This is a genomic window from Enterococcus olivae, from assembly GCF_053760925.1.
Window position 1 is genome coordinate 18671 of sequence record NZ_JBSMVT010000006.1, and the last position, 26475, is coordinate 45145.

The following is a 26475-nucleotide window of genomic DNA, read 5'->3' on the forward strand; positions in this document are numbered from 1 at the left end:
ATTATGAATGAGGAGAAAATCTATGAGTTATATTACAGTTACTGATGGCAAATCGGTCATTCCTGACAATCCAACCATCCCTTTTATTGCCGGCGACGGTGTTGGTCCCGAGATTTGGGCGGCTTCTCAACCAGTCTTTGATGCAGCGATCGCCAAAGCCTATGGCGATCAGAAAAAAATCTTTTGGCAAGAAATCCTAGCAGGTGAAAAAGCCTTCGAGGAAACTGGTAGCTGGTTACCGGATCACACACTTGATGCCATCGAACAAGCAAAGGTTGCATTAAAAGGTCCTTTAACCACTCCTGTCGGTGGAGGCATCCGCTCTCTGAACGTAACCCTGCGACAAACACTGGATCTTTTTGCCTGTGTCCGCCCTGTTCGTTATTTCGAAGGTGTTCCTTCACCCTTGAAAGAACCAGAAAAAACAGACATGGTTATTTTCAGAGAAAATACCGAGGATGTTTATGCCGGTATTGAATTTGCCAAGGGACAAAGTGAAACCAAACAGCTGATCCAAATTTTGCAAGAACAATTCGCAGTTAAAAATATCCGCTTTCCAGAGTCGGCGGCCATTGGGGTCAAGCCAGTTTCTGAAGAAGGCAGCAAACGTCTGATCGGGGCTGCGATCGACTTTGCGATTGAACAAAAACGACCAACCGTTACTCTAGTCCACAAAGGAAACATCATGAAGTTCACAGAGGGTGGTTTCAAAGGCTGGGGCTATGAGCTGGCTGAAACAACCTACAAAGAAAAATGCTTTACGATGAACCAGTACCAAGCGATCAAGCAAGCCGAAGGAACAGAAGCTGCAGACGCCTCCTTACAAAAAGCAAAAGATGCCGGTAAGATCATTGTCAACGATGTGATCGCAGACAATTTCCTACAACAAATCTTGCTATACCCAGAGAAATACGATGTCATTGCAACCTGTAATTTGAATGGTGACTATATTTCTGATGCCTTAGCTGCTCAGGTTGGTGGGATCGGAATCGCACCAGGTGGAAATATCAACTATGATACCGGCTACGCAATCTTCGAAGCTACTCACGGAACTGCTCCAGATATCGCTGGAAAAGGTAAAGCCAACCCATGCTCGTTACTGCTATCTGGTGGTATGTTGTTGGAATTTCTCGGCTGGCAGGAAGCCGCCGACTTGATCACGCAAGCCATTGAGCAAGCCATTCGTACTAAGCAAGTAACTGCTGATTTTGCTCAGTCCATGGACGAAGCGACAGAGCTGACAACTCAAGAATTTGGTTCTTTACTCGTTTCTTTGATCAAAGAATAATTCTCTAACGACCGACGTTTAGATGTCGGTCGTTTTTTCGTTAACTATTTATTTACACAAGGTTAACGTTATGCTATACTCTTTTTATCGTTAACGAAACGAAATCAATAAGTTTACAGAAAGTGAGTGTTTAGATGAAATTATCTTTACGAGAGCAGGTAACCGCAGCGATTTTCGCGGGTATCATTGCTGTTTTTTCTCAAATCATTATTCCCCTTGGTATCGTACCCTTGAGTTTGCAAACCTTTATTGTCGGTTTGACCGTGACTTTACTAGGAAGGAAAACCGGCACTTGGGCCATCGTTATTTATTTGTTGTTAGGTTTGATCGGGTTACCTGTCTATGCCGGAGCCGGTAGTGGATTAGGCGCTCTTTTAGGACCCACAGGTGGTTACTTAATTGGTTTTTTATTTACCGGTCTAGTCTTGGGTACAATCCTAAAAAAAGTCCCTGCGACTTATTTCTGGGTGATTTTAGCAAATTTGATTGGCTTCATCGTCACTCTTTTGTTTGGAAGTATCTGGTTAAAATACGCCGCAGATTTGACCTGGCCAGCTGCTATTTCGGGAGGCTTTATTAGCTTCTTACTTCCTGAAATCATCAAAGCCGTGGCTTCTGGAACACTAGGTGTGCTTCTATTGCACCGTTTACCAGAAAAATTTTTACAAGTCGAAAAATGATAAAAAACGCAAAAATCGCTAAGGATTTTTGCGTTTTTTCTATTTTATTAACTTTTTTGCAACACTGTTTTATAGACTTTGCTTTGCATCAAAATCTGATGATTGTCCCGATCGATTGGATACGCCTGGTCTTCGATCGATTCATCGATAACCAAATAGGATCGAAAAACTTCAGAAAGAACCTGCTTGATTTCTTTCACTGTCAAAAGTAATTCAAACATCGGGTCAACAGGTTTCATAGAAGAATCCACGGTCACTATTTCTGTACTGATAATCAATATGAACCTGCCTCCACTTGTCAGCGCCTCTCTGATCTCTGTTAGTTTAGAAACAAAAGCCGACCAGCTGCTGACATGCTCTAGCACAGATACAGCTAGAATCAAATCATAGCTCTCAGGAATAAGTAAAAAGTCCTCCACACTGGAAAGATGTCCGGTGATCGAAGAAGACACTCCATAATCTTTCGCATAACCTTCCAGCTTCGTTAGCGCGACCGGTAAAAGGTCAACTGCATCGATCCTACTACAGTAGTTTTGGGCAATAGCAATTGCATTTCGACCTACTCCACATCCTAAATCAAGCACCTGTAATGAGTCCGTTCTCTCAGGAATGTGTTTCATGACATAGGCGACTGGGCGACTGAGCCAAGAACCTTTTTCATACAAAAGATATTCAGCATACTGTTTTTTATGTGATTCTGCTTCATTTTTACGAATCTTAGTTAACCGCTCGCTCTCTTCCCTTAGTTCCATCTACATCCCTCTTAGTATTCAAAATTCCTGCAAGCCACGATACATCGGCAACAATGCCTCATAAGTCTCTAGCATATACGCTCTCGCTTTTTCTGGATCTTCCCATAGCAAGCTGTCGCGAGGAATGACTCTTCCGATTTGGAGCTCACTTTTTTTGATCTTTTTCAAACGTTGCAGGGCTGCTTCCATTCCCTCTTGTTCCAATGGAAAATAGTCGCTGACAATATGATCTTTGTTAAAAACAAAATCATTCGGCAATTTGTTCCACCATTCAGGATGGGCGATCAGTGCCTCCGCCATCTGATCTTTGCCTTTTGGCTGATCAATGATTGATAACCACATGAAGACATATTCAGGAAAAATCCCCAATTGAAAATGCGCCTCCATTTTATAGCCACGTTTTTGACGACTAAGAGCTGACCAGGTATTTTCAGGTGGATGTACACTGCGACGAAGATGTTGGGCAATGTGGATAAACAATTCCTCCGTCAACTCAGTTTCCAGCTTTGATTTAAAAAACACATTCAACTCTTGAAAAATTGGCTGGATCTCCCCACGAATCGCCACCATTCGTTCTTCCAGTCCGTCTACTTTGAAAACCTCAAAACTTTTTTCGTTAAACATTAAAATCGTTCTCTCCTCCTTCTATTCTTCCATTAAAATATATTTTGTTTTTTTGAGCAACTGATTTTGTGGATTTTACGTTAACTTCCTAATAAATTTTCAAAGTTGAAGATCATACTAACAACTTGGGCAACTTCTCTAATTTCTTCTAGTGTAGCTCTTTCTACGAAGCGAACATCACGCCTAGCGTCAGTAAAATCCGAGGTCTTTAGTTGGAGTGCATTGATATAACCGTGCGTCTAATGAGTTTCATCTAGAGGAATCAAATGATTTTTTTTAGTGCTAGTGATCGGACAAACAGCAACCATGCCTGTTACTGCATGATAACTATTAGCACTTATCACAATAGTTGGTCATTTTTTTGTATTTCTCTACATATACTCGGGTTGAAATTAATAGCGATATTATCACCTTGTTTTGGGGTATAACCTTTTAGATGATAGACCATCAGATCATTTCCTTTCCGACGGTACTATCATCGGAAAATTCTGAGCCAGCGTCTATTTTTCCTCCTCTTTCAAAAGCTTCCTCAAAAATGTTGTCTTTCTTTTTAATAAAAACAATTGCTTCGTTTCTACCTTTGACTGCAACATACTCTACATTTTCTTCGATACCAAACTTAGATGGCACCGTCAAAACAAGCGCATTTCCTTGTCTCCTTGTTTTCATTTTATTCACCTCTTTTTTGTACAAGGTAATTATAACGTGGAAGTAAAGTAACCACAATGTATTCACTTTTTATAAACTCTTAATTGATTTCGTTTAAAAAACTCTCCTCACTTTACCAAATACTGCTATTTTTGTATCGCTTCTTTTCGTAACCAACCCCTGATAGATCAACATTCTACAAATCATAGGTTGCCATTTTTCTGCTTTTTCGCTACGCTTAAATTGTAGGAGGGATGCACTATGACAATCGGACAGACCATTGCTAGCTATCGTAAAAAACAAGCGCTCACTCAAAAAGAGCTTGGCGCGGAATTGAAGGTTTCGGACAAAACGATCTCGAGCTGGGAAAATGAACGTACCTACCCAGATATCTCGATGATCATTCAATTAAGTGATACCTTGGAGCTTTCATTGGATGAATTGCTAAGGGAGGATACTTCGATGATTCAAGAAATAGATACCACGATCAAAGATGGTCATTTTTATCAGCGCTGGAAAAAAGCGATCCTCACATTACTGATACTCGCTCTGGCATTTACTGCTTGGAATGTCAGCTGGTTCATTTGGAAGGAGCATCGGCAAAGTAAGATTGAAAACTATCCTGGGCTGGTCGCACTCATTTCTGATGAGATGCTGCCAGATGATTATTATTATCTGACGATTTCCAATCCACCCGAATCAGAAAAAAGAACGATGGACTTTCATGTCGCCATCGAAAATTATATGGCTGTTCCTTATCTTTGGTTCGACACACTGATCAAAGATTTCAAAGTGCTTTCTTCTTTGGCCAGTGACAGCGAGATACGTTTTCTATCTAGCAACGAATTCAGCTATATCTCGCTCGGCAGAGGGATCACTATCCGTTTTGATGCAGAGCTGAATCCCATATCCGGACAAAATTTTGGCGAGGACATGACGGAAGAAGAAATGGCTGCGTTCATTGAGAAAAATCGTTTCCAACTAGAAGCGATGTTGGAGGCGGTACTGCCAGTCTATAAAGATCTCTACAGAAAATAAACGGTAGGACCATTTTGTCGGTCCTACCGCTTATTTTTACTTTAAGAGCAGCTTTCTTCAATATAGGCTTTGGCGATTCTGACTGCTTCTTTGGTGTCTTCACTTTTACCGAACAGACCGCTGCCTCCCAAGATGAACACTTCGGTGCCGGCATCATAAAGCTGCTTGTAATACCTTTCATTGCAGCAGCCGTCTACCGCAATTTCATAAGTGTAACCTCGGGTTTCTTTCCATTCTTTCGCCAGCTTGATTGTATCCAGTGTCTCTGGAATAAATGGCTGGCCAGCAAATCCTGGATCAACCGTCATGATCAGCAAGCGATCGATATGTGCTGCATAGGGTTCGATGATCGATAATGGTGTCGCCGGATTAATGAAGATCCCGACTTTTTTCCCTTTTTCGTGGATATGCTTGAATAATCGAAAAGCCATTTTTTCGATGACTTCCGGCGGCATCGTGATGATTTCCGCTCCACTGTCGATACACAGATCTACTAGATCAAAATCTAAATTTTCTACATAAAGATGCGCATCTTGAGGGACATTCGATATTTTGCTGATTGCTTCCATAAAGCACGGTGCTAAGGACATATTCTTCACATAATGCCAATCAAAAATATCAACATGATAATAATCTGATTCTGGATCCAGGATGTTGATCTCCTTTTCAATATTCAGTAGATCCATACACATTAGGGAAGGTGAAAATTTCACTTTCAAAAAAATTGCCTCCTTTGTTTTTCTATCAAAAAATAGAGAGTGACCCGTTCGTCTCTCTCCATTCTAATCTGTTTTTATAGACAAATACATACCCAATTTTCAATACTCGATCACTGTCATCCCTCGTTGGAATTCTTCCAGCAGATGCACCGCACGGTAATTGTCAAAAGCGGTTTGATGTTTGCGTAGCAATCCTCGCATTTTAGTAGGGTTGAAGATGTCTACCAACTGATTCTCAAAGACAAATTCTCGTGTCAGCTGCCATTCAAAATAATAACCAAACGGTCGACAGTGATACAACACATCGTCGATCCACTGTTCACCAAAGCGGCGATGTGTATGACCAAAGACGACTTGCTCAATATTGGAAAATCCAGAAAGGGTTTCGCCAAATTCCTTTGATCCTAAAAAAGCATTCAAATGATTCCAACGGGTATATTTCCCTGTATGATGGATGATGAATTCTTCTTTAGGAACAAAATGGGTCGCCAAGATGATCTTTTTTTCTGTTGGTATCCTGGAAAGGACTTCTGCTAGACGTGAACAAATCCGTTGGCTGATCTGGGGATCGGTGCCTTCTCTTTGAATCATGCGGTCGTACCAGAACAAATTTTTCAGGCGAAGAATCTCTTTTTGATCCTTCATATCAGAAAAACGATAGTCGTACCAGCCGTTGACTCCCAGAAGAACCTTAGACGAGGACAGCTCAACGGTATCGAAATTCAAAAAGCGCGGTTCCCTATAGTCTTCAAAATCCTCTTCATTCGTCAAGCTAGCCATTTCATGATTGCCCCAATGAAAGGTCGTCGGCAGTCGTTGCTCAAAAAAGGCAGCCGTCTGAATCGCTCGGTCTGCCTGATTGGCAATATCTCCTGCTAGATGTAGGTGTGTAATTTCTTGTTCTTCCAAATAATCCCGTAGCAGCAGCAATTCAGGCTCATTCAAATGATTGATATCAACATGAAGATCCGTTATTACGGCTAATTTTCCCATGATACCGCCCTTCCTCATCTAACTCGATTCTTTTCATCGGCACATTCGCTACTAGCACGCCACTAGCAGAGCTCAGCTGCAAACGCTGATAATTTTTTTCTAATGAGAAACGAACCTCTTGATCCAAGTAACGTTCAGACGTTCGTTTAATATAAACCTTACCCATTTCGGTCTCTAATTGATCATCATACACAGCCAGTTCTGCTCGTGGGAACTCTCCGGGTACAAACAATAAACGAAAATTGGGATACAGCTGACACGAAGCCCCTGAATCAACAAACGGTCCTACCGCATCTTCAAAATCTAGAATCAAATAATCTTCCGGTTGGTAGACCGTTTTGATCTGTTCTTGTGCTTCTTTTGTAATGCTCAACTTCATAGCTACTCACTTCCTTTTCGCAACTCTCTAGCACCCGTTTATTCAAGCGTTGCAGACTTTCTTTGCTGCCATTCGTTTCTTGAGATACTGTAGGTGGCGATATCGACTACTTCTCCACGCAATTTTCGTGACTGACAAACAACACTTTCTTGCTGCATACCGATCTTTTCCATCACACGTCCTGACTTAGGATTGCGCAAGTCATGAATCGCATGGATCCGAACCAGCTTTAATTTGTCAAATCCTAGTTCCAATAGCACTTCTGCAGCTTCAGGCATGATACCTTTTCCCCAGTATGCTTTATTTAAAGTATAGCCCAATTCCCCAGTTCCTGCATCCGTGTTTACTCGCAGATCGATCGTACCAATCATTTGGTGATTCTCTTTGTATTCCACCGCATATTTTCCTAGAGGATCTGACATAAAAAATCTAGCGATCGTCAGTCTCGTTTCCTCCAAGCTTTGATGTTTGGGAAAGACATAGCGGGTCGTTTCATCATCCTTGGCATAGGCATACATATCTGGTGCATCCTGCAGAGTAATTGGGCGTAGGATCAAACGTGGCGTTTCCAACACAAGGTGTTCAGCAAAAATCAACTGCTCATTTATCTGTACTTCCATTTATATAGACTCCTTCTACTCCTTATCTATTCATGGTTTTTTCAGCAATCGTACTCGAATGATGTGATCTAGTTCAGCTAGTTCTTCCGTCAGCTGTTCCAGTACCTCTTCTTTCTCAGCCTCCACATCAATCAAAGCATAGACCACCCCTGCTTTTCGTTCACTGGTCAGATTGTCGATCTCAACAGCAGCTTCAGATATTTTACTGATGATCTTTGCAAAGCTACCCGCTCCATCCTTATAAAAAACAGTCAAACGATAAGGTGTACCAAAAGTCTGCTCTGCGTGAGGGAAATTGACGGCTTCCTCGATCGTCCCATCCCGTAAATATTTTTCCATACGTGTAAAGGCGATGCGATCCCCTTCGATCAATGCGGTGGTCGTACTGCCACCAATATGCGGGAATAAACGGATCTTTTCATGCCCCAATAGCTTAACTGTCGGAAAATCAGAAATGTATTGTTTGATCTCACCTTGATCCAGTGCTTCAATGACTGCATCATCGTTGACGATCTCCGCCCGACCAAAATTGAGCAAGACTGCGGTACTTTTCATTTTTTGAAAAGCAGCTCGATCAATCAGGTTCTCTGTCTCGTCACTTAAAGGCAATAAGATAACCACAAAATCGGATTCAGATAATAATTCATCCAGTGATTGGACCTGATCATAATATTGTTGTGGCCCTCGAAATTTTCTGGCGTAGCCTAGTACATCCATACCTAACTGATGACAGGCCTGTGCGACGCGTTCACCAATTTCACCCAGACCAAGGATTCCGACTGTTTTTCCAGCAAGCTCCTCGCCAATAAAAGGCCGTCTACGTTTTTCTGCTTCCTTTTGCACATCCTCTATGTTTTCTTCATCGATTTCTTGTTTTAGCTCTTGAACCATGTTGCGGGCAGCAATCAAAGGACGCACAGATAAGAAAAGGTTTGATAAAACCAGTTCCTTTACAGCATTCGCATTGACCCCGGGAGTATTGAAAATAACAGTTCCGTTTTCGGTACATTTTTCTATATTGATGGTGTTCACACCGGTCCCTGAACGAGCAATGACCAATAGCTCTGGTGTAATCAATTCATCGGGTATTTCTGAGCTTCTGACAAAGATCGCCTCTGGACGCTCCTCATCAGATAAAGTAAAATCTTTCTTTTTTATTTTATTTTTTATTTTTTCTGATACATCATCCATTGATTTTAAAACGGTCACAAAAATCCCTCCCTATAAGTAAGTACTTCTAGTTAAATATTACAAAAAAATACGGTAAAATGATACCAATAAGCAAAGTTTTACAAGCAATCTTATACTTGAAAATCAACCGTAACAAAAAGGAGGAACTCTCATGCATTTATCTATCACAGAATTTCCAACTCCTAAGCCAGTCGTTGGAGCTCGTAGCAAATTACAGGACACCATTTTACAGGATTACGTAGAGATCGGAGAAGAAAATCATATCGACAACAGCTTCATTGATGCTTATACCTATACTGGACAATATTGCTTTATCCAAAACAGTCACTTAGGTCGTTTTATTAGTATCGCTGCTATGGTTCGTATCGGCCCAACCAACCATCCCTATGAAAGAGCTAGCCAGCACCTGTTTGTTTATAACGGAGAAGGCTATGGTTTTTCTCCCAAGGATGCGACCTTTTTGCACAATCGAAAAAAGAAAACCACAACAATCGGTAATGACGTCTGGATTGGACATGGAGCAATTATCCAGTCTGGGTTAAAAGTTGGCAATGGCGCAGTCATTGCTTCGAACGCAGTTGTCACCAAAGATGTACCGCCCTATGCGATCATGGGTGGGGTGCCAGCAAAGGTTATCAGCTACCGTTTTGATCCTGAAACGATCCAATCCTTGCAGAAAATCGCTTGGTGGGACTGGAAACGAGAAAAATTAGAAAAATATTATTTAGATTTCCGTCTGCCGATCGCAGATTTCATTAAAAAACATCAAAGCTAGTCCAACTACCCTTTTTAGATCAGAGGTAGTCAACAGCAGATCGCACTTGTGAAAAAGAGACGAAAGTTTCTCTTCTGTGTTATAATAAACAAAAGAAAGCGCTTAGGAGGTTACAAAAAATGACCGACGAATTGCAGAAACATTTGGATAAAGGTCTATACGGCGCGCCATTATTGAATCCCGATGAGCAAAAAAAATACTTAGGGACCTTTCGGGAAAGATGTCTGGTGAGCATGACCCTTGCCCAAATGAAAAATCAAAAAAATAAGCAGCTACTCAAGCAACATCTTTCTAACTATCAGGATAACGTTATTTTAATCAATGGTGCTCTTCCGGAGAGTCTTCAAAACAGCTATATTCAGCTTATCACATCAGCTAATGTTTCTTTTACGATCGTGAATCAAACAGAGAGCTGTACACCTGACAGTATCGGTTTACTGGTTGTCGCTGAACAAGCGGTCAACGAACAGACCATTGATATAGAACAAAAATTTGCTGCTGCCCCTACTAGCCAACCGTCCGACACTACCGAAAAAAAGAGCTTTTGGAAAAAATTTTTTCGTTAAAAGGAGGAACAGCCTATGACCGCACCAACGTATCTGGAATTAAAAAAAGAATTGATCACAGCTTTAGATATACACATTGATCTGCTGAAAGATACATCACTGATCGCCCCTGAACATCTTGACGGTATCATGTTTATGATGCGCAGCTTCGGCTTCATGCTGGATCGTGCGCCCAAAGTCCTGCTAGATGAAGATTCAGAAGAAATGAATTTTTTGATGTTTCAATATTACAGCCTATTGAGTGAGCTGAAGTACAATCTCAGGTTGAACTATCCTCATGCGAAATTACAAAGTCGTCCGTTGACAGATATTGTTCAGTCTTTCCCAACAACCTATGAAAATGACATGAAAATCTGGTGGGAAGGCTTGACCGGCCTTCACGTAGACGACAGCAAACAAACGATTGAAATCAATGATCTGAATGATTAGAAAAGGGCACTCCATAAAAAAAAGGAGTACTAAGATCAGTTTTTTATGGAAAAAGGTAAACTAAAATGAATATTAAAAATTTCGTTTCTTCGTATTTGTTTATGTTAGCTATCTTTGGAATGACTACACTTATAAACGGAGAAAGCCTATTTAGTAGGAATAATTTACTGGTACTGCTCCTATTAACGTTATTTTCTATCTTTGTATCTCTTCCTCCAGTGGATAAAAGAGTAAGAAAAATATTTGCTAAAAAAGAGTATAAATAATGAAAAACGGAATCCCACTCAATCTAAGTGAATTTGCGACGAGAACTCCTTGAGTCACAGAGTAATCTTTTATTGTTCGAATGATTGACGTTTATCGGCTCTTCAGACTGTAGACAACATTAGATGTTGTCTACAGTCTGTTCTTTTATAATTAGATGATCCATGAATTCGCAGCAACGAATCTTTAGGATGCTAGAAAGTTCTATGGCTATTAAAAAATTTGAAATGAGACGTGATTCATATCAATTGACTTTGACCAATTTTGACGTATAATACAAAGTAGTCGGATACTTATTTTAAGTAAGTGTTTAATGACTTCTTGATAAAAGGAGTCGGAAGTACGCTTCCACTACTATGAATAGGAGGTTTGTAAAATGGCAAAACAACATTATGAAAGAAGTAAACCACATGTTAACATTGGAACGATCGGACACGTAGATCATGGGAAAACAACCTTAACAGCTGCAATCACAACGGTATTAGGGAAAAAAGGCCTAGCAAACCCACAAGATTACGCGAATATCGATGCAGCTCCTGAAGAACGTGAACGTGGAATCACTATCAATACTGCCCATGTGGAATACGAAACAGAAAAACGACATTATGCCCACATTGATGCTCCCGGGCATGCGGATTATGTGAAAAATATGATCACAGGAGCGGCCCAAATGGATGGCGCAATCTTGGTTGTTTCAGCAACTGATGGTCCAATGCCTCAAACACGAGAACATATTTTGTTATCTCGCCAAGTAGGTGTCAAACATTTGATTGTTTTCTTAAATAAAATTGATTTAGTTGATGATGAAGAATTGATCGACTTGGTTGAAATGGAAGTTAGAGAGTTATTGAGTGACTATGATTTTCCGGGAGATGATATTCCGATGATCAAAGGCTCGGCATTAAAAGCGCTAAATGGTGATGCGGAAGCTGAAAAAGCCATTGAATTACTGATGGATACTGTGGATGAAGCAATTCCAACACCTGAAAGAGACACCGAAAAACCATTCTTGTTACCAGTAGAAGATGTCTTTTCTATTACGGGTCGTGGAACAGTTGCATCTGGTAGAATCGATCGAGGCGCGATTCATGTTGGCGACGAAGTAGAAATCATCGGTATGAAGGATGAGACAAAAAAAGCGATCATTACGGGAATCGAAATGTTCCGTAAAACGTTGGAATCTGGTGAAGCTGGGGACAATGTAGGCTTGTTATTACGAGGAATCACTCGAGACGAGATTGAACGAGGTCAAGTTTTGGCAAAACCAGGTTCCATTACTCCTCATACCAAGTTCAAAGCTGAAATTTATGTCTTGACCAAAGAAGAAGGCGGTCGTCACACACCGTTCTTCAACAATTACCGTCCACAATTTTATTTCCGGACTACTGACGTGACTGGAGAAATTCAGCTATCAGAAGGAACTGAAATGGTGATGCCAGGTGATAATGTAACGATTGATGTAACTTTGATCCACCCAATTGCAGTGGAACAAGGAACAACCTTTTCGATCCGTGAAGGCGGCCGAACAGTGGGTTCTGGGATTATAACCTCTATCGAAAAATAACCAATACTTTCCAACTTAGCACTTAAAACGAGTGTCTAAATTGGAAAGTTTTTTATTCAAAAAATTAAGGTCTAGCTATCCTTGTATCTTTTGCTACGATAAAAACCCGTTCTCTTGCATTCGTCTATCATTTAATTATAAAAGAAAAGACTGTAGCGTTCATCCAATTTTTTGGACGTTGTCTACAGTCTGAATCAACAACAATTTTTTCGTTGTCTTTTCTATACGATCTCGAGTAATTCGTGCAAATGAGTGATTATTCGATCGGCTTGTGTCTGGTCCACTGAAAAATCCTGTGCCAAGGCTACGGTGAACAAACCTGCTGCTTTGGCAGACTGGATACCTACAGGTGAATCTTCGACTGCCAGTGCCCGCCCACCCAATGCTTCCATGCTTTTTTGGTAGATTTCAGGATGGGGCTTGCTTTGCTTCAAATCAAGTCCGCTGATCACAAAATCAAAAGAAGACGTTAGCTGACAAACCTCCAGCATCTCATTGATCTGTGCCAGTCCTGAAGAAGAAGCGATCGCCAATTTTTTTCCTTTGGCTTTTAATGCTTGGAGCAGTTCTGGTACTTCTGGACGCAGCGCTTTAGAAAAATCGATCGGATGATCCTCGCGATAACGCTCATAGATTTTTCGAATTTCATTGTCCTTATCTTCTGGAGCAATCAGCTTCCAGGTATCTTTACCAGCCAAACCAACGTAATCTAAAAAATCAGTCGATTTTGGCTGAAGGTGATGTTCTTTACAGAAGGCCATTCGTCGATCGAAGTACACTTGCTCACTGTCGATCAACACACCGTCCATATCAAAAATGATACTGTCAAACATGTTTTTCTCCTTTTTTTCTTTCTATTGTAACATGAAAACTTTCTTTACTTAAACCATGCTCCTTCTAGCTAATCCATCATTTCTGGAAATAACAGTGCCAGAACATCCATCGTCAAACGACGGCTTTGTCCCTGATACGGATAAATGTGCATGTGCATGGCAGGGTTGAAATTGGCTTCAATGATCCCGTAAGCTCCAGGATCTTCTGCTGGACGACTCGTGTCGGGAATGATCAGATCGATCCCGCAGATTTTTGCACCAATCGCTGCTACTGCATCGGCAGCGATTTTTTTATAGTCTTCAGGAATCTCATCTGTCACATCGATCGAGTCTCCACCCGTACTGACATTGGAATTTTCACGCAAATAGATGATTGTGTCCTTTTCCGGGATTGAATCGATCGTGTACCCTTGCTCCTTCAACATCAGTTTTTCAATGCTGCCAAGCTGAATCAGTTCCAGCGGTGAACGGTGATGTGTTCCTCTTAGTGGATCTTGATTTTTTTCAGCCACCAGTTCAGCGACCATTTTCTTGCCATCACCTTTGACATTTGCTGGTACACGTAGCATGATCGCTTTTGTTTCACCATCAAAGATAACAAAACGATACTCTGTCCCTGGCAAGAACTCTTCCACTAAAATAGACGTATCCTCTGAAAAAGCGATCGCAACAGCTTCCTGATAATTCTCAAATGTTGCGCCGTCTTTGAAGATCGAGATGCCTAAACCATAATTCGTCGATTTTGGTTTGACAACGAAGCCTTTATCCGCAAATTCGCTGTACCCCGTCAAAGCAGTGGCTTCATCATCGTACTCTTTTCCAGCGGGTACTCTGAAACCAGCCTGATCCAACACCTTTTTCGTTACGGTCTTGTTGGCCATGATCAAGGGAACTACGTAGCTGTCCTTGCTGGTCATATTGGCATTTTTGACATACTCAATCTTCTTGCCTGCTTTTAACTTCAAGAACTGATCACTTTCATCTAGTAGCGTGACTTGAATGCCTCTCTGGATCGCATCAAACATCAAAATTTGAGTGGATAGCTCCATGCCACGAAAACCAGCTAACTGATAGGGTTTTTCCCAAGCTGTTTCATAATATTTTTTCCCTTGTTCGACTGCCAAAGTAGCCTGACTGCTTTTCTGACTAGCAAGATATAGCTTACCAGCAAGCGTTTGTTTGGGATCTTCCAAGGCTGCAACGATATCTGAAAATAGATTTTCAGAAACCGATATAGACAGTTCTTCGACAAATGCAGACATTTCTGCTAATAGAGTACGTCCTTCTTCCACTAGAACCGTCTCACTCAACGGATGTTCTAAAGCAACCAAATTGTCTTTTTGATCACCTTCTGCGACCCATTCGTCTGGCTGTGCACCTTCTTCTTTCCAAAGTAGGAAGAGTAAGAAGAGATGCAGAAACTCCACTTGTGTTTCACTGATTCCAAATTGTTCAAAAGGATTCAGATCGATGTTACGCAATTCGATATAACGGATCCCAGCCGTTGCCAAATCCGCCATTTTTTTGCCACCTCTTAAACGAACCGGTGAATAAAACTCTTTCTCTTCAGAAAGTTTGCCTTCTTCCACCATTTTATCAATGTCCGCCACATATTCCGGCATAGAAGCATACGTGACACGCACATCTTCGTGATTTTTATAACCGTACTCACTGTTACGGATACTACGTACTGGCTCAGCGGGTTGCTTTTCTTCCATAAAGTAACGTGTTTCACTAATTGGTGTCGCTCCGTAAAGGTAGGTGATCAGCCAACGATAACGTAGATAATTACGGGTCACTTTCAAATAAATTTCTGTCTTAAACTGCAAATAATCTGTTTCCTCTGTTTGTTGCTGGAACAATTGGCGAATCAAGGAATCTCCAAATTCAAAATTAAAATGGATACCACTGACCATTTGCTTGCGACGACCATAGGTGATTGCCAGATAACGACGATAGAGAACATCTTCAAAATTGTCCAACTTGGCAATCACGATCTCTTCATCTTTTTCAGGCAAAGCTGGTGGCATACTCAATGGCCATAGCATTTCCTCTTCAGACATAGAGCGATACGCAACATCGTGGATCGCTGCTAACCAACGAAACAGTTCCTGAATACTTTCAGTGACAGGAGTAATCAACTCCATTTGTGTTTCAGCGAAGTCAGTTTGAATATATGGGTGATGGGTACGATTCCCTAAGGTTTTTGGATAATCGCTCGTAACTAAGTCTCCTGTCAGTGTTACACGCTGGCTTTCTTTCTCCATGCCGTAACGGACATTCAACAAATAAGGGTGTATTTCCTTCTTCTTTAAAATCTCTTGTATGTTCATAGATAAGTTCCCTTCTTTAAACGATAATTACAGGTATTATAACAAACAATCTCCGTATTTTGCTTACTTTTTGTCTCCTTGAACAAAATTCACGAAAATTCTTTAGTCTAGCAAAAAGAAAAATTTACGTTGTAACTCTTCTCAGAATTCAATGTAGATGGCGATCGCATCTGCTCTGTGACTGAATTGAAGCAAAACCATCTCTTCATGAGGTGCAACTATTACAAATCTACCATAATATAAGAACAAATCATTTGTGATTTATTTCTCTTTTTTCTGAATTTAAATTGACAGATAATTTGAAGAGGAGTATTCTATTGATAATGATTCTCATTATCGTTATGTAAATAGTTGAAATTCTTTCACATTTAAAGGAGTTCTCATGAAAAAAATAGTTGATTGTCCCCTAAACATCGTTTATCAAGTTCATTCTATCACAGGATGCGATGAAACCTCTCGTTACCTACAACGCATGGGGATCGTTCCCACCAACAAAGTCACGTTGCTGAAGATCGATGACCACATGGGCATTCTATCGCTGCAAAACAGCCGTTTTGCCTTGGCTAGAGAATTACTCGACAGTATTTGTGTCGAAGAGATCCAAATGATGAAGCAGTGGCTTTCACTGGATCAACTGGCCGTAGGAGAGCAAGGGAAGGTCGTCAGCATTTATGGTGAAGGTCCTATCAGAAGACGTTTGATGGATATGGGGATCACACAAAAAATCAACATTCGTGTACACAAGCTGGCTCCGCTTGGAGATCCAATCGAAGTCACTTTAAGAGGCTATGAATTAAGTTTGAGAAAAGACGAAGCCGCTTTGATTTTAGTAGAGAAGGAGGAAACCTTATGATCCCGTATCAGTTTGCTTTAGCTGGGAATCCCAACAGCGGAAAAACCAGTGTCTTCAATTATTTGACCGGTTCTATGCAGCGCGTTGGCAATTGGCCCGGTGTAACGATCGAACGTAAGTCTGGGGTTTTTCGCAAAAACAAACAGATTACGTTACAGGATCTTCCCGGTACTTACTCGCTATCACCTTATACCCCAGAGGAGATCATCACTAGAGATTATTTATTGCAGCAACAACCGGATGCGATTTTGAACATTGTTGATGGCAGTAATTTAGAACGTAACCTTTACTTGACCACACAATTATTGGAGATTGGTCGTCCGGTCGTGATCGGAATCAACATGATGGATATCGTAGAAAAAAGCGGGCGTCGCATCAATCTAGAAAAACTTGCGTATGGACTAGGTGCACCGATCGTCGGCATGAGTGCTTTGAAAAAGACTGGTGTCCAGGAGATGGTAACAAAAGGTCTGGAATTTGCTCAACGTGGGGAGATACCTACCTGTCCGGAATATGACAGTCGCTTGGAGGCCGCTCTAAAGGAGATTTCTGAGGTTTTAGGTAATACTGTTCCGGAAAATCAAGCCCGCTGGTATGCGATCAAACTCTTTGAAAAAGATCCTTTGACACAAAAAAATATTTCCTTGAGCAGTCTTCAAGAAAAAGAAATTGCTGAAATCATTCAAATCACTGAAAAAATTTTTGGGGATACTAGCGATGCGATTTTGATCAATGAACGTTACGAATTTATCACACGCTTGATCGCCTTATGTATGGTACAGGAACAGCAGTTTCAGCTTCAAGTCAGCGATAAAATCGATCGGATCGTCACGAATCGTTGGTTGGCTTTGCCAATTTTTGCGATCGTCTTATGGGGAATCTATTATCTGTCCATCCAAACTGTTGGAACAATCGGGACTGACTGGGTCAACGAGGAACTTTTTGGTAGTATACTTCCTGACGCCACAGCAAATCTCTTGCAGTCCTGGCACGTCTCTGAATGGATGCAAAATCTGATCATTGACGGAATCTTGGCTGGGGTCGGAGCTGTTCTAGGCTTTTTACCACAAATATTGGTTTTGTTTTTCTGCCTCTCACTTTTAGAGGACTGTGGCTACATGGCGCGAATCGCTTTTGTCATGGATCGTATTTTTCGCAAGTTCGGTTTGTCCGGTAAGTCCTTTATTCCGATGTTGATTGCTACAGGCTGCGGAGTTCCCGGGGTAATGGCCAGTCGCACGATCGAAAACGAAAAAGATCGTCGATTGACCGTCATGGTCACGACTTTTATGCCCTGCTCGGCTAAACTACCGATCATCGCACTGATTGCAGGAGCATTTTTCCCAACAAGTAGCTGGGTCGCTCCCTCCGCCTACTTTGTGGGCGTTTCCGCGATTGTTTTGTCAGGGATCGCTTTGAAAAAGACTGCCTTATTTGCCGGTGATCCAGCACCCTTTATCATGGAATTGCCAGCCTATCACCTGCCACAGATAAAAAATGTTTTGCATCAGACCTTTATGAGAGGTAGCTCTTTCGTCAAAAAAGCTGGAACGATCATTTTTGCGGCTAGTGTACTTGTTTGGTTTACATCTAATTACAATTTTCTTTTACAGAACGTTTCAGAAAATGAAAGTATTCTGGCTTCCTTTGGGCGTTTGATTGCTCCTGTCTTTGCTCCACTTGGCTGGGGAACCTGGAAAGGTGCAGTTGCCACCCTGACTGGTCTGATCGCAAAAGAAAATGTGATAGGCACGTTTGGTATTCTTTACGGAAACTTGAACACAGTATCAGAAAACGGTCACGAAGTATGGCAGCTCTTGCACCATGATTTTACACCTCTTGCAGCTTATTCCTTCTTGTTATTCAACCTTTTATGTGCTCCTTGTTTTGCGGCGATCGGTGCGATCCACCGGGAGATGGCTGCTAAGAAATGGACTTGGATCGCGATCGGTTATCAGTGTGGTCTTGCCTATGTAGTCAGCTTTGCGGTCTATCAGTTAGGTCGTCTATTCTTTGAGCAAGCGTCGGTGACCTTTGCCACCTTGCTGGCATTCGTCCTTGTTGCCGAAATGGTTTATCTGCTGATTCGTAAACCAAAAGAACAAACGACGATTCATACACTGCCACTAGCAATGAAAGAAGGAGACTAATGATGACAATTGTCTTATCAATACTTATTTTTGGAAGTGTTGCCTGGATCATTTATCGACAGGTCAAAGGCGATAGCCATTGCAACGACTGTCCAACCAGCTGTACAGCAAAACAAGAACATCAAAATAAATAACAACAAACGACAGAACAGTTTTTGCTCTGTCGTTTGTTGTTATTTATATGATTCCTCATTGCTAAAAAAATGACCTATAAGCAACTTTACTTTGTAAAATTATCAAAATAACCTTGGATGTAAACGATCGGTGTCCCTTTATCGCCACTTCCTGATGTCAAATCTGCCAATGAACCGATCAAGTCTGTTAATTGACGTGGGGTTGTACCTTGCGCCTCCATTGCACCAGTTAGGTCATCGTCTTTTTCATTGATGTGGTGCTTGATCGCCTCTTCTAGCTCGGCTCCCCGTAGGCCAGAGAAATTGTTGTCTGCCAAATATTTCAGCTTGACCTCATTTGGTGTCCCATTTAAACCAGCAGTATAGGCTGGCGAGACAACAGGATCTGCAAGCTCCCAGATTTTTCCGATAGGATCTTTGAAGGCTCCGTCACCGTAAATCATAACCTCCACACATTTTCCTGTTTCTTCTTGCAGGAGTTCCTGAATGCGATCCACCACGGGCTGACAATCTCTAGGAAACAGTTTGACAGCATCTTCCGTCGATTTATTGGAACCCAACAAACCATATTGCTCATTGTAACCACTGCCCTCTACTGACTCAGATAAAACATCATCTAAAGTATACACACGTTCGGCACCATTTTGTTCCAACATACGTTTGGTACGATAACGTGTATGAATGTCACACGCCAAGATATTTTTCGTATGCTTCAAGATCGTTTTTGGTTTTTGAGAAAAGATCACTTCACATTCGGCACCTTCGTTCGTGATCAGTTCTTTATAATAATCGATGTAATCGACACCTGTAAAGCGATGTTTGCTGTAACCAAACAGCTCTCTGAAGGTTTCCTCTGACAGCTCATCTGTCCAAGGATTGACCCCCTTTTCATCCAATGCGTCTAAAGAAATCAAGTGATTTCCGACTTCATCCGCAGGGTAACTCAGCATCAACACGATTTTCTTTGCTCCCCGTGCGATCCCTCTTAAACAATTCGAGAAACGATTGCGACTCAGTATTGGAAAGATCACACCAATCGTCTCTTTATTAAATTTGTTTTCAATGTCCTTTGCGATTTGATCGACACTTGCATAATTACCTTGCGCACGAGCTACGATCGATTCTGTAACTGCTACGATGTCACGATCTTCCAATGTAAATCCTTCTGCTTTTGAGGCTTTCAAGACACTGTCAACGACGATCGTTTCGATGCTATCGCCCTCATTGATAATCGGACAACGCAAACCTCTTGTAACTGTACCAACTGTTCGTTCCACTATTTTCCGCTCCTTTAATGCTGATCATAAAATTTTTGTCTTTTTTCTCTGATCCACTCTTTTTGAATCTCGAAGATATCTTTGGATCATTTCACTATTTTCAGGATTTTTTTGAATTCTTCTGTCCCTGCAACCTTCATGATTTCGTAGATAATCGTTTCCTTGTTGGTCACAGAAGCCCCTAACTTACGCATTAGCTCAAAGCCGTTTTGTGCATTTTCCGCTATTCTTGAACCAACTGTCTCCTTGACTACATGCACCTTGTAGCCATCCTGCAGCAATTCTTTGCAGGTCTGATAGACACAAACATGTGTCTCCATACCAATCAATACAACATCTTTGACTGCTTTTTCTTGCAACAATGTTTGGATCTCTGGCAGATACGCTGAAAAGGACAGCTTTTCAAAAACAGGGACCCTTTCGTTGAGACAATTTTTGATCTCAGCAACAGTCTGCCCCAGTCCTTTAGGGTACTGTTCAGTAACTACCATTGGGATACCAAAAATTTCAAATGCTTGAATCACCTGCTGCGCTTGAGTCAGAATTTTTTGATTTTCATGGATCGTAGGAACCAATCGCTCTTGATAGTCTACGATCATTAGCAATGTATTTTCTCTTTCCAAATGTGAACGCCTCCATTTTTATTGTCTACTCAAATAATAACGAAGTTTTCCTCGTTAGGGAAGGGTAATCTCACTTCTCTCTAAAAAAACCGGTTGGATCAAAATCCAACCGGAGCACTTTTAATTTTCTTCTTGGATCAGTTCTTTGAACAAACCTACGACAAAGTCATTCGGATTGAAGGCTTCCAGATCATTGATTCCTTCCCCTAAGCCCACCAACTTGACCGGCAAATGCAATTCATTACGGATCGCCAAAACGATCCCACCTTTAGCTGTTCCATCCAATTTCGTCAGAACTAGACCAGTCACATTTGTCGTTTCTTTGAATTGTTTGGCTTGCGTCATCGCATTTTGTCCAGTCGTAGCATCGACCACCAGCAAGACCTCATGGGGAGCTACTGGATCGACTCTTTGGATGATCCGCTTGATCTTGTCTAGCTCATTCATCAGGTTGACCTTATTCTGCAAACGTCCCGCCGTATCTACTAACAAGACGTCCGCCTGCTCTTCTTTTGCTCTTTGCATGGCATCGAAGACGACGGCTGCTGGATCACCGCCAGCTTTTCCTCGTACAACTTCAACACCGGCACGTTCACCCCAGACAACTAGCTGATCGATTGCTCCCGCACGGAAAGTATCTGCTGCTGCCAACAGAACTTTTTTCCCTTCTTCACGATACTGATTGGCTAATTTACCAATGCTGGTTGTCTTGCCCACACCATTGACTCCGACAAAGAGGAAGACTGACAAGCCATCGGTCTGAAGGTTCAGCTCATTGACTTCGTCGATTCCTTCTTCTTCATACAAATCGACCAGTTTTTCAATGATCGTATTTTGTACAGCAGCTGGTTTTTTGGCATTTTGTAGCTTGACTTCCTGGCGTAATTCATCTGCGATCCGCATCGATGTCTCAAAACCGACATCGGCACTGATCAGTGTCTCTTCGACTTCTTCAAAGAAGTCCTCGTCCACCGAACGAAAATTAGCAAACAATTCATTCATTCGCTGTTTGAAGGTTTTTCGAGTTTTCTCCAAGCCTTTATCATATTTTTCTTGCACTTGGAGGGGGGCTTCGATTTCAGGAGCAGACTCTTCTACGATCTCTTCTATCTCAAGCTCTGATTCCTCTACTGGAGTGAACACAGCGGCATCGGTCTCTTCGATCTCAGTGACGACTTCTTCGTTAACTGCTTCCGGAACATCCAACTGCTCTTCTTCAATCTGACTCTCATCAAGAAGCTCTTCTGCTTCCTGTTCTTTGTCTTTGATAAACGCACTTTTGATTTTATCAAAAAGTCCCATCTTTCCTCACTCCTCGTTTTTTTATTTTTTCGGTCTCTTAATTTAAGACATATTTCTCTACTACTTTAGCCACACCGTCTTCTTCGTTGGAATCCGTAATCACATCGGCTGCTGCTTTGACCGGTTCGATGGCATTTTTCATCGCTACACCGATTCCTGCATATTCGATCATTGGCAGGTCGTTCTCTTCGTCACCAATACACATCACTTCAGAGGCTTCGATACCTAAATCCTTGGCCAATAGAGAAATTCCATAGGCTTTGGTGATTCCTTTCGGCATGAATTCTAGTAAATTGTTGCGTGTTTTGATGACTTCGTAACGATCTCTAACTTCTGCTGGGATTTTTTTGATCTGTTCATCCAGATATTCCTGATCGTAGGCAACAACGACCTTGTTGTACAAACGGTTTTCGACCAGCTCCTCAACTGTTGAATTTTCAACCTTCAACACAGGATTGATCTCAGGATAAATTGATAAGTTCTTTTCTGAAGTATTCAAAAGAATGCTGGTATCATCAGAAACGATATCCATTGGTAGATCCAATTCTCTCGCCAATTCTGACAATGACTGGATGTCTGACAGGTGCATGGCTGCCTGTTCCATCACTTCACCGGTATCATTTTTTTGAACAAGACCACCATTAAAGGTAATGCTGTAGTCTCCCGGCTCCTGCAAATTCAACTCTACTAAAAACTGCTCGATCGCCCGTAATGGACGACCTGTACACAAAACAATTTTCACTCCTTGTTCTTTGGCACGTTTTAGGATCTCTCTATTACGCAGTGAAATTTTCTTTTCTCCATCCAACAATGTTCCATCTAAATCGATTGCAACTAATTTGATCATAACTATCTCCTTTTATTGTTTTATGAATTGTCCTTCTTCTGAAACATCCTCCAAATGAACAGAAACGATTTTGGAAACTCCCGACTCTTCCATCGTTACACCATATAAAACATTGGCTGCTTCCATCGTTCCCTTCCGATGCGTGACAACAATGAATTGTGTCTCGTCTTGGAAGGTTCTTAAATAATGCCCAAATCGTAGGACATTGGCCTCATCCAACGCTGCTTCCACTTCATCCAGCACACAAAATGGTACTGGACGAACCTGGATGATCGAGAAAAGCAAAGCGATTGCCGTCAGTGCTCGTTCTCCTCCGGAAAGCAGACTTAGACTTTGCAACTTTTTACCTGGCGGTTGTGCTTCGATCTCGATCCCTGTGTTCAATAGATCAGTTGGATCGGTCAAGACCAGTTCGGCACGTCCACCACCAAACATATTGGGAAAAACGACTTTGAATTTTTGGCGAATGCCTTCAAAGACTTCTTTGAAACGGGTTTTTACTTCTTCATCCATTTCTGACATCGTGTCAAAGAGTTGGCCCTTAGCAGCCAGCAGATCGTCTCTTTGACTAGTTAGGAACTGGTGACGCTCACTGATCTGTTGATGCAACTCAATCGCATTCAAATTAATAGGTCCCAAGCCTTCGATCCGTCGACGCAAATGCTGGATCTCTTTTTTGACTTCTTCTGTTTTCTCTACGACTGGATACATCGTTTCAGCGGCTTCAAAAGTCAAATGGTATTCTTCTTGTAAATAATGCAGGCGGTTGTCCAAGATGATTTCGACACGATTTTTCTCAACCTCTACCTTGGTCTTCTGATTCAGTGTTTCTTTTTGCTGATTGTTCCACTGACTCAACTGCTCATCTTTTTGAGCGATTTCCTGCTGCAGACGATAACGTTCTTCTCTAGTTTCTTGCAGTTCCTGTTGTAGCTGGTCTTTGCCTTCACGTAAATCAGTCACTTGCTTTTGCAAAGCTTCCTCTGACAGTTCGTGATCTGAAAAATTGGAGGACAATGCCGCTAACTGTCTTTCCAGAGATTCCTTGCGAGTCGTTTGTTCTGCTTCGTTCTGCGAGACACTGGCAATGGTTTGCTGCAAGTGTGCGACCTGCTCTTTGTTGACAGCAAATTGCGCCTTCAACTCGGTCAATTCCTGGCTAAGAACGGCTCGTTTTTCTTCGATCAAATCTTCTTGCGCACCTATTTCCTGAATCTCTTGGTTGATTTTTTCTAAGTCTTTTTCGACTATTTTTTGTTTATAAAGCAATTCTTCCTTTTGTTCATTGTATTCTTCCAGGAAGGTTTGAACCTCTCGATTTTCAAAAGCAAAAATTTGTTGTTCTTTTTTCAAACGATCCAGCTCTGTTTGCAGATGCTGCTGCTTGCTGGAAAGTTCTTGCTCCTTCATACGGGCATTCTCACCAGAGTGGCGCAATTGCTCCAAAGCCGTCTGGGCTTCTTTGGCCGCTGAATCAAATTGCTGGACTTGTTTTTCCGTTGCCTTCAATCGTTGATCCAGCTGTTCGGCTTGTGTTTTCAACTGTTGCAGTTCAGTGGTCTGCCCAAAGAGATTCCCTTGATTGCCTCGTTTCGTGGCTCCACCAGTCATTGATCCTCCCGCATTCATGACATCTCCTTCTAAGGAAACGACCCGATAACGAAACTGTAGGGTTCGGGCCAATTGGTTGGCACTATTCAAATCCTTGGCGATCAGTATCGGTCCTAACAGATTTTCCATGATGCTACGGACTTCTTCAGCATAATCGACCAGCTCACTAGCTACTCCTAAGAAACCGTCAACCGTCTCTGCTTGGCGCCGTACAGCTTCGGAAACTTTTCTTGGCTTAATCGTCGTCAAAGGCAAGAAGGTTGCTCTACCGCCCCGCTGTTGCTTCAAGAAAGTGATTCCTGCACGAGCATCGCTTTCTTGTTCGACCACGATATGCTGTGCTGCACCTCCCAAAGCGGTCTCGATTGCTACGGTATATTCCTGTGGGACTTCAATCAGCTCGGCAACTGCTCCACGAATTCCTTGTAGCGACTGCTTATGCTGTAGGACTAAGCGTACCCCTTGATAAAAACCGGTATAATTTTCCTGAATGTCCTGCAAGCTTTTCTGCCTCGCGCGGACTTGTTGTAATTCATTCATCAGCTGATACATTTTTTTCTGAGCATCAATGAATTGCTGTTGATGTCGCTTGGCTTGTTCTTGTGTTTGAACATAAAAGCTACGTTGCTCAGACAAGGTTTGTTTCTCTGTCTTCAATGCCTCATCGACTGTCTGAAGCTGGCTTTCCTTTTCAGTGATCTCGGCGGTCACTGTCGCCTGTTTTTCCAACGCGTGTTGATTTTTTGCCATTTCTTGCTGATGCTGACGTTCCAGATATTTTAACTCATTGCCGATATTGGCTTGCTCCTGAAGATGATCGACGTATTGCCCTCGCAGCTCTTCGATCAGCTCCTTGGTTGTTTTTTGATAACGCAGTAAGTCATTTTCAGTTTGCACGATCTGTTTTTCGAGCTGCTGGACTTCACCATTTTTTTTGGACAGTTCCACGATCAATTGAGATTTTTCGTCTTCCAGCTCCTGCAGTTTTTGCGTCACTTCTTCCAGGTTTTCTTGATACTCTTGACTACTTTTTTGAGTATGTTTTGAGCGTTCCAAGAGTACTTCCTGTTGCCCTTCAGCCTGTTTCAAGGCCTCTACCAAACGTAGATGCTTCTGATTGCCTTCTTCCAGCTGTTGATCCAGATCGCTACGATGCAAGCGCATCGTCTGTAAGGCGGTTTCTTCTTGATGGATGGCTTGGGCAATCGCTGTTAACTGCTCTTCTAGTTGTTCGAGATTTTTTTTTGTCTCTTCCCAGATTCCTTTTGCTTCATTCATCTCAGCGACAGCATAAGCCACATCGATCTGAGTAAAGCTTTCTTTCAACTCCAAATACAGCTGAGCCGTCTTGCTTTGTTCAGCCAATGGTTCCAGCTGATCTTCCAGTTCATAGATAATGTCTTGCACTCGGCTCAGATTGTCTTCGGTCTCAAATAGTTTTTGTTCAGCCTGTTTTTTTCGCTGCTTGTATTTCAAAACACCGGCAGCTTCTTCAAAAATTCCCCGACGATCCTCCGGTTTGCTGCTAAAGATCGCTTCAACTTTCCCCTGAGAAATAATGGAAAAGGACTCTTTCCCTAAACCAGAGTCCATAAACAATTCTTGAATGTCTCGTAAACGGCAGGCCTGCTTGTTCAGGAAAAAATCACTCTCTCCTGTCCGACGTAAACGACGAGTTACACTGATCTCGCTGTAATCCACTGGTAAATAGCTGTCCGTGTTATCCAAAACGACGGTCACTTCAGCGATATTTAGTGGCTTGCGGGATTCCGAACCAGCAAAAATCACATCTGGCATCTTACCTCCCCGCAGATTTTTGGCAGACTGCTCGCCCAGAACCCAGCGAATCGCTTCGGTTATATTACTTTTTCCACTTCCGTTTGGCCCAACGATAGCGGTCACGCTGTTCTCAAAATCGATCACTGTTCGATCAGCAAAGGATTTGAAGCCCGCTAATTCAATTCGTTTTAAATACACTTGGG

Annotated in this window: 25 protein-coding genes; 10 read left to right on the forward strand and 15 right to left on the reverse strand. The window is 42.0% G+C overall.

Annotation, left to right across the window (positions count from 1 at the left end):
* Window positions 1-22 precede the first annotated feature (22 nt).
* Complete coding sequence (gene icd, locus ACWODM_RS05755; protein WP_455320425.1) at window positions 23-1288, forward strand: NADP-dependent isocitrate dehydrogenase; 1266 nt, start codon at window positions 23-25, stop codon at window positions 1286-1288.
* Window positions 1289-1422: 134 nt separating this feature from the next.
* Window positions 1423-1968 (forward strand): biotin transporter BioY, encoded by a 546-nt coding sequence (locus ACWODM_RS05760; protein WP_455320426.1) that lies wholly within the window; start codon window positions 1423-1425, stop codon window positions 1966-1968.
* A 47-nt stretch (window positions 1969-2015) separates the two neighbouring features.
* On the opposite strand, the gene ACWODM_RS05765 is transcribed toward ACWODM_RS05760, so the two are convergent.
* The 3 genes from ACWODM_RS05765 to mazE form a co-directional block, all read right to left on the reverse strand.
* The gene (locus ACWODM_RS05765; RefSeq protein WP_455320427.1) at window positions 2016-2720 is read right to left on the reverse strand and encodes a class I SAM-dependent methyltransferase; all 705 of its coding nucleotides are present in this window, start codon (window positions 2718-2720) and stop codon (window positions 2016-2018) included.
* 18 nt (window positions 2721-2738) lie between these two features.
* Complete coding sequence (locus ACWODM_RS05770; protein WP_455320428.1) at window positions 2739-3344, reverse strand: DUF1054 domain-containing protein; 606 nt, start codon at window positions 3342-3344, stop codon at window positions 2739-2741.
* Between the two features lie 447 nt (window positions 3345-3791).
* Entirely contained in the window at window positions 3792-4013 is a 222-nt protein-coding gene (gene mazE / locus ACWODM_RS05775) for a type II toxin-antitoxin system PemI/MazE family antitoxin (protein ID WP_455320429.1), read from the reverse strand.
* 240 nt (window positions 4014-4253) lie between these two features.
* Between mazE and ACWODM_RS05780 the strand changes: the two genes are divergently transcribed.
* Window positions 4254-5030: a helix-turn-helix domain-containing protein gene (locus ACWODM_RS05780; protein WP_455320430.1), complete on the forward strand. Its 777-nt coding sequence runs from the start codon at window positions 4254-4256 to the stop codon at window positions 5028-5030.
* 41 nt (window positions 5031-5071) lie between these two features.
* On the opposite strand, the gene alsE is transcribed toward ACWODM_RS05780, so the two are convergent.
* From alsE to ACWODM_RS05805, 5 genes are all read right to left on the reverse strand, one after another.
* A complete protein-coding gene (alsE, locus tag ACWODM_RS05785) occupies window positions 5072-5743 on the reverse strand; it encodes a D-allulose 6-phosphate 3-epimerase (protein ID WP_455320535.1) in 672 nt (223 codons plus the stop codon).
* Window positions 5744-5848: 105 nt separating this feature from the next.
* Window positions 5849-6742, reverse strand: coding sequence for a metallophosphoesterase (locus ACWODM_RS05790; protein WP_455320431.1), 894 nt, complete (start codon window positions 6740-6742; stop codon window positions 5849-5851).
* Window positions 6705-7121 carry an iron-sulfur cluster biosynthesis family protein gene (locus ACWODM_RS05795; protein ID WP_455320432.1) on the reverse strand — a complete coding sequence of 139 codons (417 nt, stop codon included), beginning with the start codon at window positions 7119-7121 and terminating at the stop codon, window positions 6705-6707. The genes ACWODM_RS05790 and ACWODM_RS05795 overlap by 38 nt, the downstream gene beginning before the upstream one ends.
* 38 nt (window positions 7122-7159) lie before the next feature.
* Window positions 7160-7741, reverse strand: coding sequence for a GNAT family N-acetyltransferase (locus ACWODM_RS05800; RefSeq protein WP_455320433.1), 582 nt, complete (start codon window positions 7739-7741; stop codon window positions 7160-7162).
* 30 nt (window positions 7742-7771) lie between these two features.
* A complete protein-coding gene (locus ACWODM_RS05805; protein WP_455320434.1) occupies window positions 7772-8950 on the reverse strand; it encodes an NAD(P)-dependent oxidoreductase in 1179 nt (392 codons plus the stop codon).
* Between the two features lie 133 nt (window positions 8951-9083).
* Between ACWODM_RS05805 and ACWODM_RS05810 the strand changes: the two genes are divergently transcribed.
* The 4 genes from ACWODM_RS05810 (at window position 9084) to tuf (ending at window position 12530) form a co-directional block, all read left to right on the forward strand.
* On the forward strand, window positions 9084-9707 hold the full coding sequence (locus tag ACWODM_RS05810; protein WP_455320435.1) for a chloramphenicol acetyltransferase: 624 nt from the start codon (window positions 9084-9086) through the stop codon (window positions 9705-9707).
* A 119-nt stretch (window positions 9708-9826) separates the two neighbouring features.
* A complete protein-coding gene (locus tag ACWODM_RS05815; RefSeq protein ID WP_455320436.1) occupies window positions 9827-10273 on the forward strand; it encodes a YueI family protein in 447 nt (148 codons plus the stop codon).
* Between the two features lie 15 nt (window positions 10274-10288).
* Entirely contained in the window at window positions 10289-10702 is a 414-nt protein-coding gene (locus ACWODM_RS05820; protein WP_455320437.1) for a hypothetical protein, read from the forward strand.
* 640 nt (window positions 10703-11342) lie between these two features.
* Complete coding sequence (tuf, locus tag ACWODM_RS05825) at window positions 11343-12530, forward strand: elongation factor Tu (protein WP_455320438.1); 1188 nt, start codon at window positions 11343-11345, stop codon at window positions 12528-12530.
* A gap of 221 nt (window positions 12531-12751) precedes the next feature.
* On the opposite strand, the gene ACWODM_RS05830 is transcribed toward tuf, so the two are convergent.
* Window positions 12752-13363 (reverse strand): HAD family hydrolase, encoded by a 612-nt coding sequence (locus ACWODM_RS05830; protein ID WP_455320439.1) that lies wholly within the window; start codon window positions 13361-13363, stop codon window positions 12752-12754.
* Between the two features lie 68 nt (window positions 13364-13431).
* Window positions 13432-15696, reverse strand: coding sequence for a bifunctional glutamate--cysteine ligase GshA/glutathione synthetase GshB (gshAB, locus tag ACWODM_RS05835; protein WP_455320440.1), 2265 nt, complete (start codon window positions 15694-15696; stop codon window positions 13432-13434).
* A 382-nt stretch (window positions 15697-16078) separates the two neighbouring features.
* Between gshAB and ACWODM_RS05840 the strand changes: the two genes are divergently transcribed.
* The 3 genes from ACWODM_RS05840 to ACWODM_RS05850 are packed head-to-tail and all read left to right on the forward strand — an operon-like array spanning window position 16079 to window position 18833.
* Window positions 16079-16549: a ferrous iron transport protein A gene (locus ACWODM_RS05840; RefSeq protein ID WP_455320441.1), complete on the forward strand. Its 471-nt coding sequence runs from the start codon at window positions 16079-16081 to the stop codon at window positions 16547-16549.
* Window positions 16546-18699 (forward strand): ferrous iron transport protein B, encoded by a 2154-nt coding sequence (gene feoB, locus ACWODM_RS05845; RefSeq protein WP_455320442.1) that lies wholly within the window; start codon window positions 16546-16548, stop codon window positions 18697-18699. Before ACWODM_RS05840 ends, feoB begins: the two co-directional genes overlap by 4 nt.
* A 2-nt stretch (window positions 18700-18701) precedes the next feature.
* On the forward strand, window positions 18702-18833 hold the full coding sequence (locus ACWODM_RS05850; RefSeq protein ID WP_455320443.1) for a FeoB-associated Cys-rich membrane protein: 132 nt from the start codon (window positions 18702-18704) through the stop codon (window positions 18831-18833).
* 86 nt (window positions 18834-18919) lie between these two features.
* Here the strand turns inward: ACWODM_RS05850 and ACWODM_RS05855 are convergent, their stop codons facing one another.
* From ACWODM_RS05855 to smc, 5 genes are all read right to left on the reverse strand, one after another.
* Window positions 18920-20110: a coenzyme F420-0:L-glutamate ligase gene (locus ACWODM_RS05855; RefSeq protein ID WP_455320444.1), complete on the reverse strand. Its 1191-nt coding sequence runs from the start codon at window positions 20108-20110 to the stop codon at window positions 18920-18922.
* Between the two features lie 86 nt (window positions 20111-20196).
* A complete protein-coding gene (locus ACWODM_RS05860) occupies window positions 20197-20733 on the reverse strand; it encodes an isochorismatase family protein (protein WP_455320445.1) in 537 nt (178 codons plus the stop codon).
* Window positions 20734-20853: 120 nt separating this feature from the next.
* Window positions 20854-22035 carry a signal recognition particle-docking protein FtsY gene (ftsY, locus tag ACWODM_RS05865; RefSeq protein ID WP_455320446.1) on the reverse strand — a complete coding sequence of 394 codons (1182 nt, stop codon included), beginning with the start codon at window positions 22033-22035 and terminating at the stop codon, window positions 20854-20856.
* Between the two features lie 37 nt (window positions 22036-22072).
* A complete protein-coding gene (locus tag ACWODM_RS05870; RefSeq protein ID WP_455320447.1) occupies window positions 22073-22882 on the reverse strand; it encodes a Cof-type HAD-IIB family hydrolase in 810 nt (269 codons plus the stop codon).
* Between the two features lie 12 nt (window positions 22883-22894).
* A complete protein-coding gene (gene smc, locus ACWODM_RS05875; protein WP_455320448.1) occupies window positions 22895-26470 on the reverse strand; it encodes a chromosome segregation protein SMC in 3576 nt (1191 codons plus the stop codon).
* Window positions 26471-26475 lie beyond the last annotated feature (5 nt).

Excerpts from the sequence above, each read along its gene's own strand:
- mazE (WP_455320429.1), bottom strand. The coding sequence starts at position 4,013 with ATGAAAACAAGGAGACAAGGAAATGCGCTTGTTTTGACGGTGCCATCT.
- ACWODM_RS05840 (WP_455320441.1), top strand. The coding sequence starts at position 16,079 with ATGAAAAAAATAGTTGATTGTCCCCTAAACATCGTTTATCAAGTTCAT.
- ACWODM_RS05765 (WP_455320427.1), bottom strand. The coding sequence starts at position 2,720 with ATGGAACTAAGGGAAGAGAGCGAGCGGTTAACTAAGATTCGTAAAAAT.
- ACWODM_RS05760 (WP_455320426.1), top strand. The coding sequence starts at position 1,423 with ATGAAATTATCTTTACGAGAGCAGGTAACCGCAGCGATTTTCGCGGGT.
- ACWODM_RS05800 (WP_455320433.1), bottom strand. The coding sequence starts at position 7,741 with ATGGAAGTACAGATAAATGAGCAGTTGATTTTTGCTGAACACCTTGTG.
- ACWODM_RS05830 (WP_455320439.1), bottom strand. The coding sequence starts at position 13,363 with ATGTTTGACAGTATCATTTTTGATATGGACGGTGTGTTGATCGACAGT.
- icd (WP_455320425.1), top strand. The coding sequence starts at position 23 with ATGAGTTATATTACAGTTACTGATGGCAAATCGGTCATTCCTGACAAT.
- gshAB (WP_455320440.1), bottom strand. The coding sequence starts at position 15,696 with ATGAACATACAAGAGATTTTAAAGAAGAAGGAAATACACCCTTATTTG.
- ACWODM_RS05780 (WP_455320430.1), top strand. The coding sequence starts at position 4,254 with ATGACAATCGGACAGACCATTGCTAGCTATCGTAAAAAACAAGCGCTC.
- ACWODM_RS05820 (WP_455320437.1), top strand. The coding sequence starts at position 10,289 with ATGACCGCACCAACGTATCTGGAATTAAAAAAAGAATTGATCACAGCT.
- ACWODM_RS05795 (WP_455320432.1), bottom strand. The coding sequence starts at position 7,121 with ATGAAGTTGAGCATTACAAAAGAAGCACAAGAACAGATCAAAACGGTC.
- ACWODM_RS05870 (WP_455320447.1), bottom strand. The coding sequence starts at position 22,882 with ATGATCAAATTAGTTGCAATCGATTTAGATGGAACATTGTTGGATGGA.
- ACWODM_RS05810 (WP_455320435.1), top strand. The coding sequence starts at position 9,084 with ATGCATTTATCTATCACAGAATTTCCAACTCCTAAGCCAGTCGTTGGA.
- ACWODM_RS05850 (WP_455320443.1), top strand. The coding sequence starts at position 18,702 with ATGACAATTGTCTTATCAATACTTATTTTTGGAAGTGTTGCCTGGATC.
- ACWODM_RS05770 (WP_455320428.1), bottom strand. The coding sequence starts at position 3,344 with ATGTTTAACGAAAAAAGTTTTGAGGTTTTCAAAGTAGACGGACTGGAA.
- tuf (WP_455320438.1), top strand. The coding sequence starts at position 11,343 with ATGGCAAAACAACATTATGAAAGAAGTAAACCACATGTTAACATTGGA.
- ACWODM_RS05790 (WP_455320431.1), bottom strand. The coding sequence starts at position 6,742 with ATGGGAAAATTAGCCGTAATAACGGATCTTCATGTTGATATCAATCAT.
- feoB (WP_455320442.1), top strand. The coding sequence starts at position 16,546 with ATGATCCCGTATCAGTTTGCTTTAGCTGGGAATCCCAACAGCGGAAAA.
- ftsY (WP_455320446.1), bottom strand. The coding sequence starts at position 22,035 with ATGGGACTTTTTGATAAAATCAAAAGTGCGTTTATCAAAGACAAAGAA.
- ACWODM_RS05815 (WP_455320436.1), top strand. The coding sequence starts at position 9,827 with ATGACCGACGAATTGCAGAAACATTTGGATAAAGGTCTATACGGCGCG.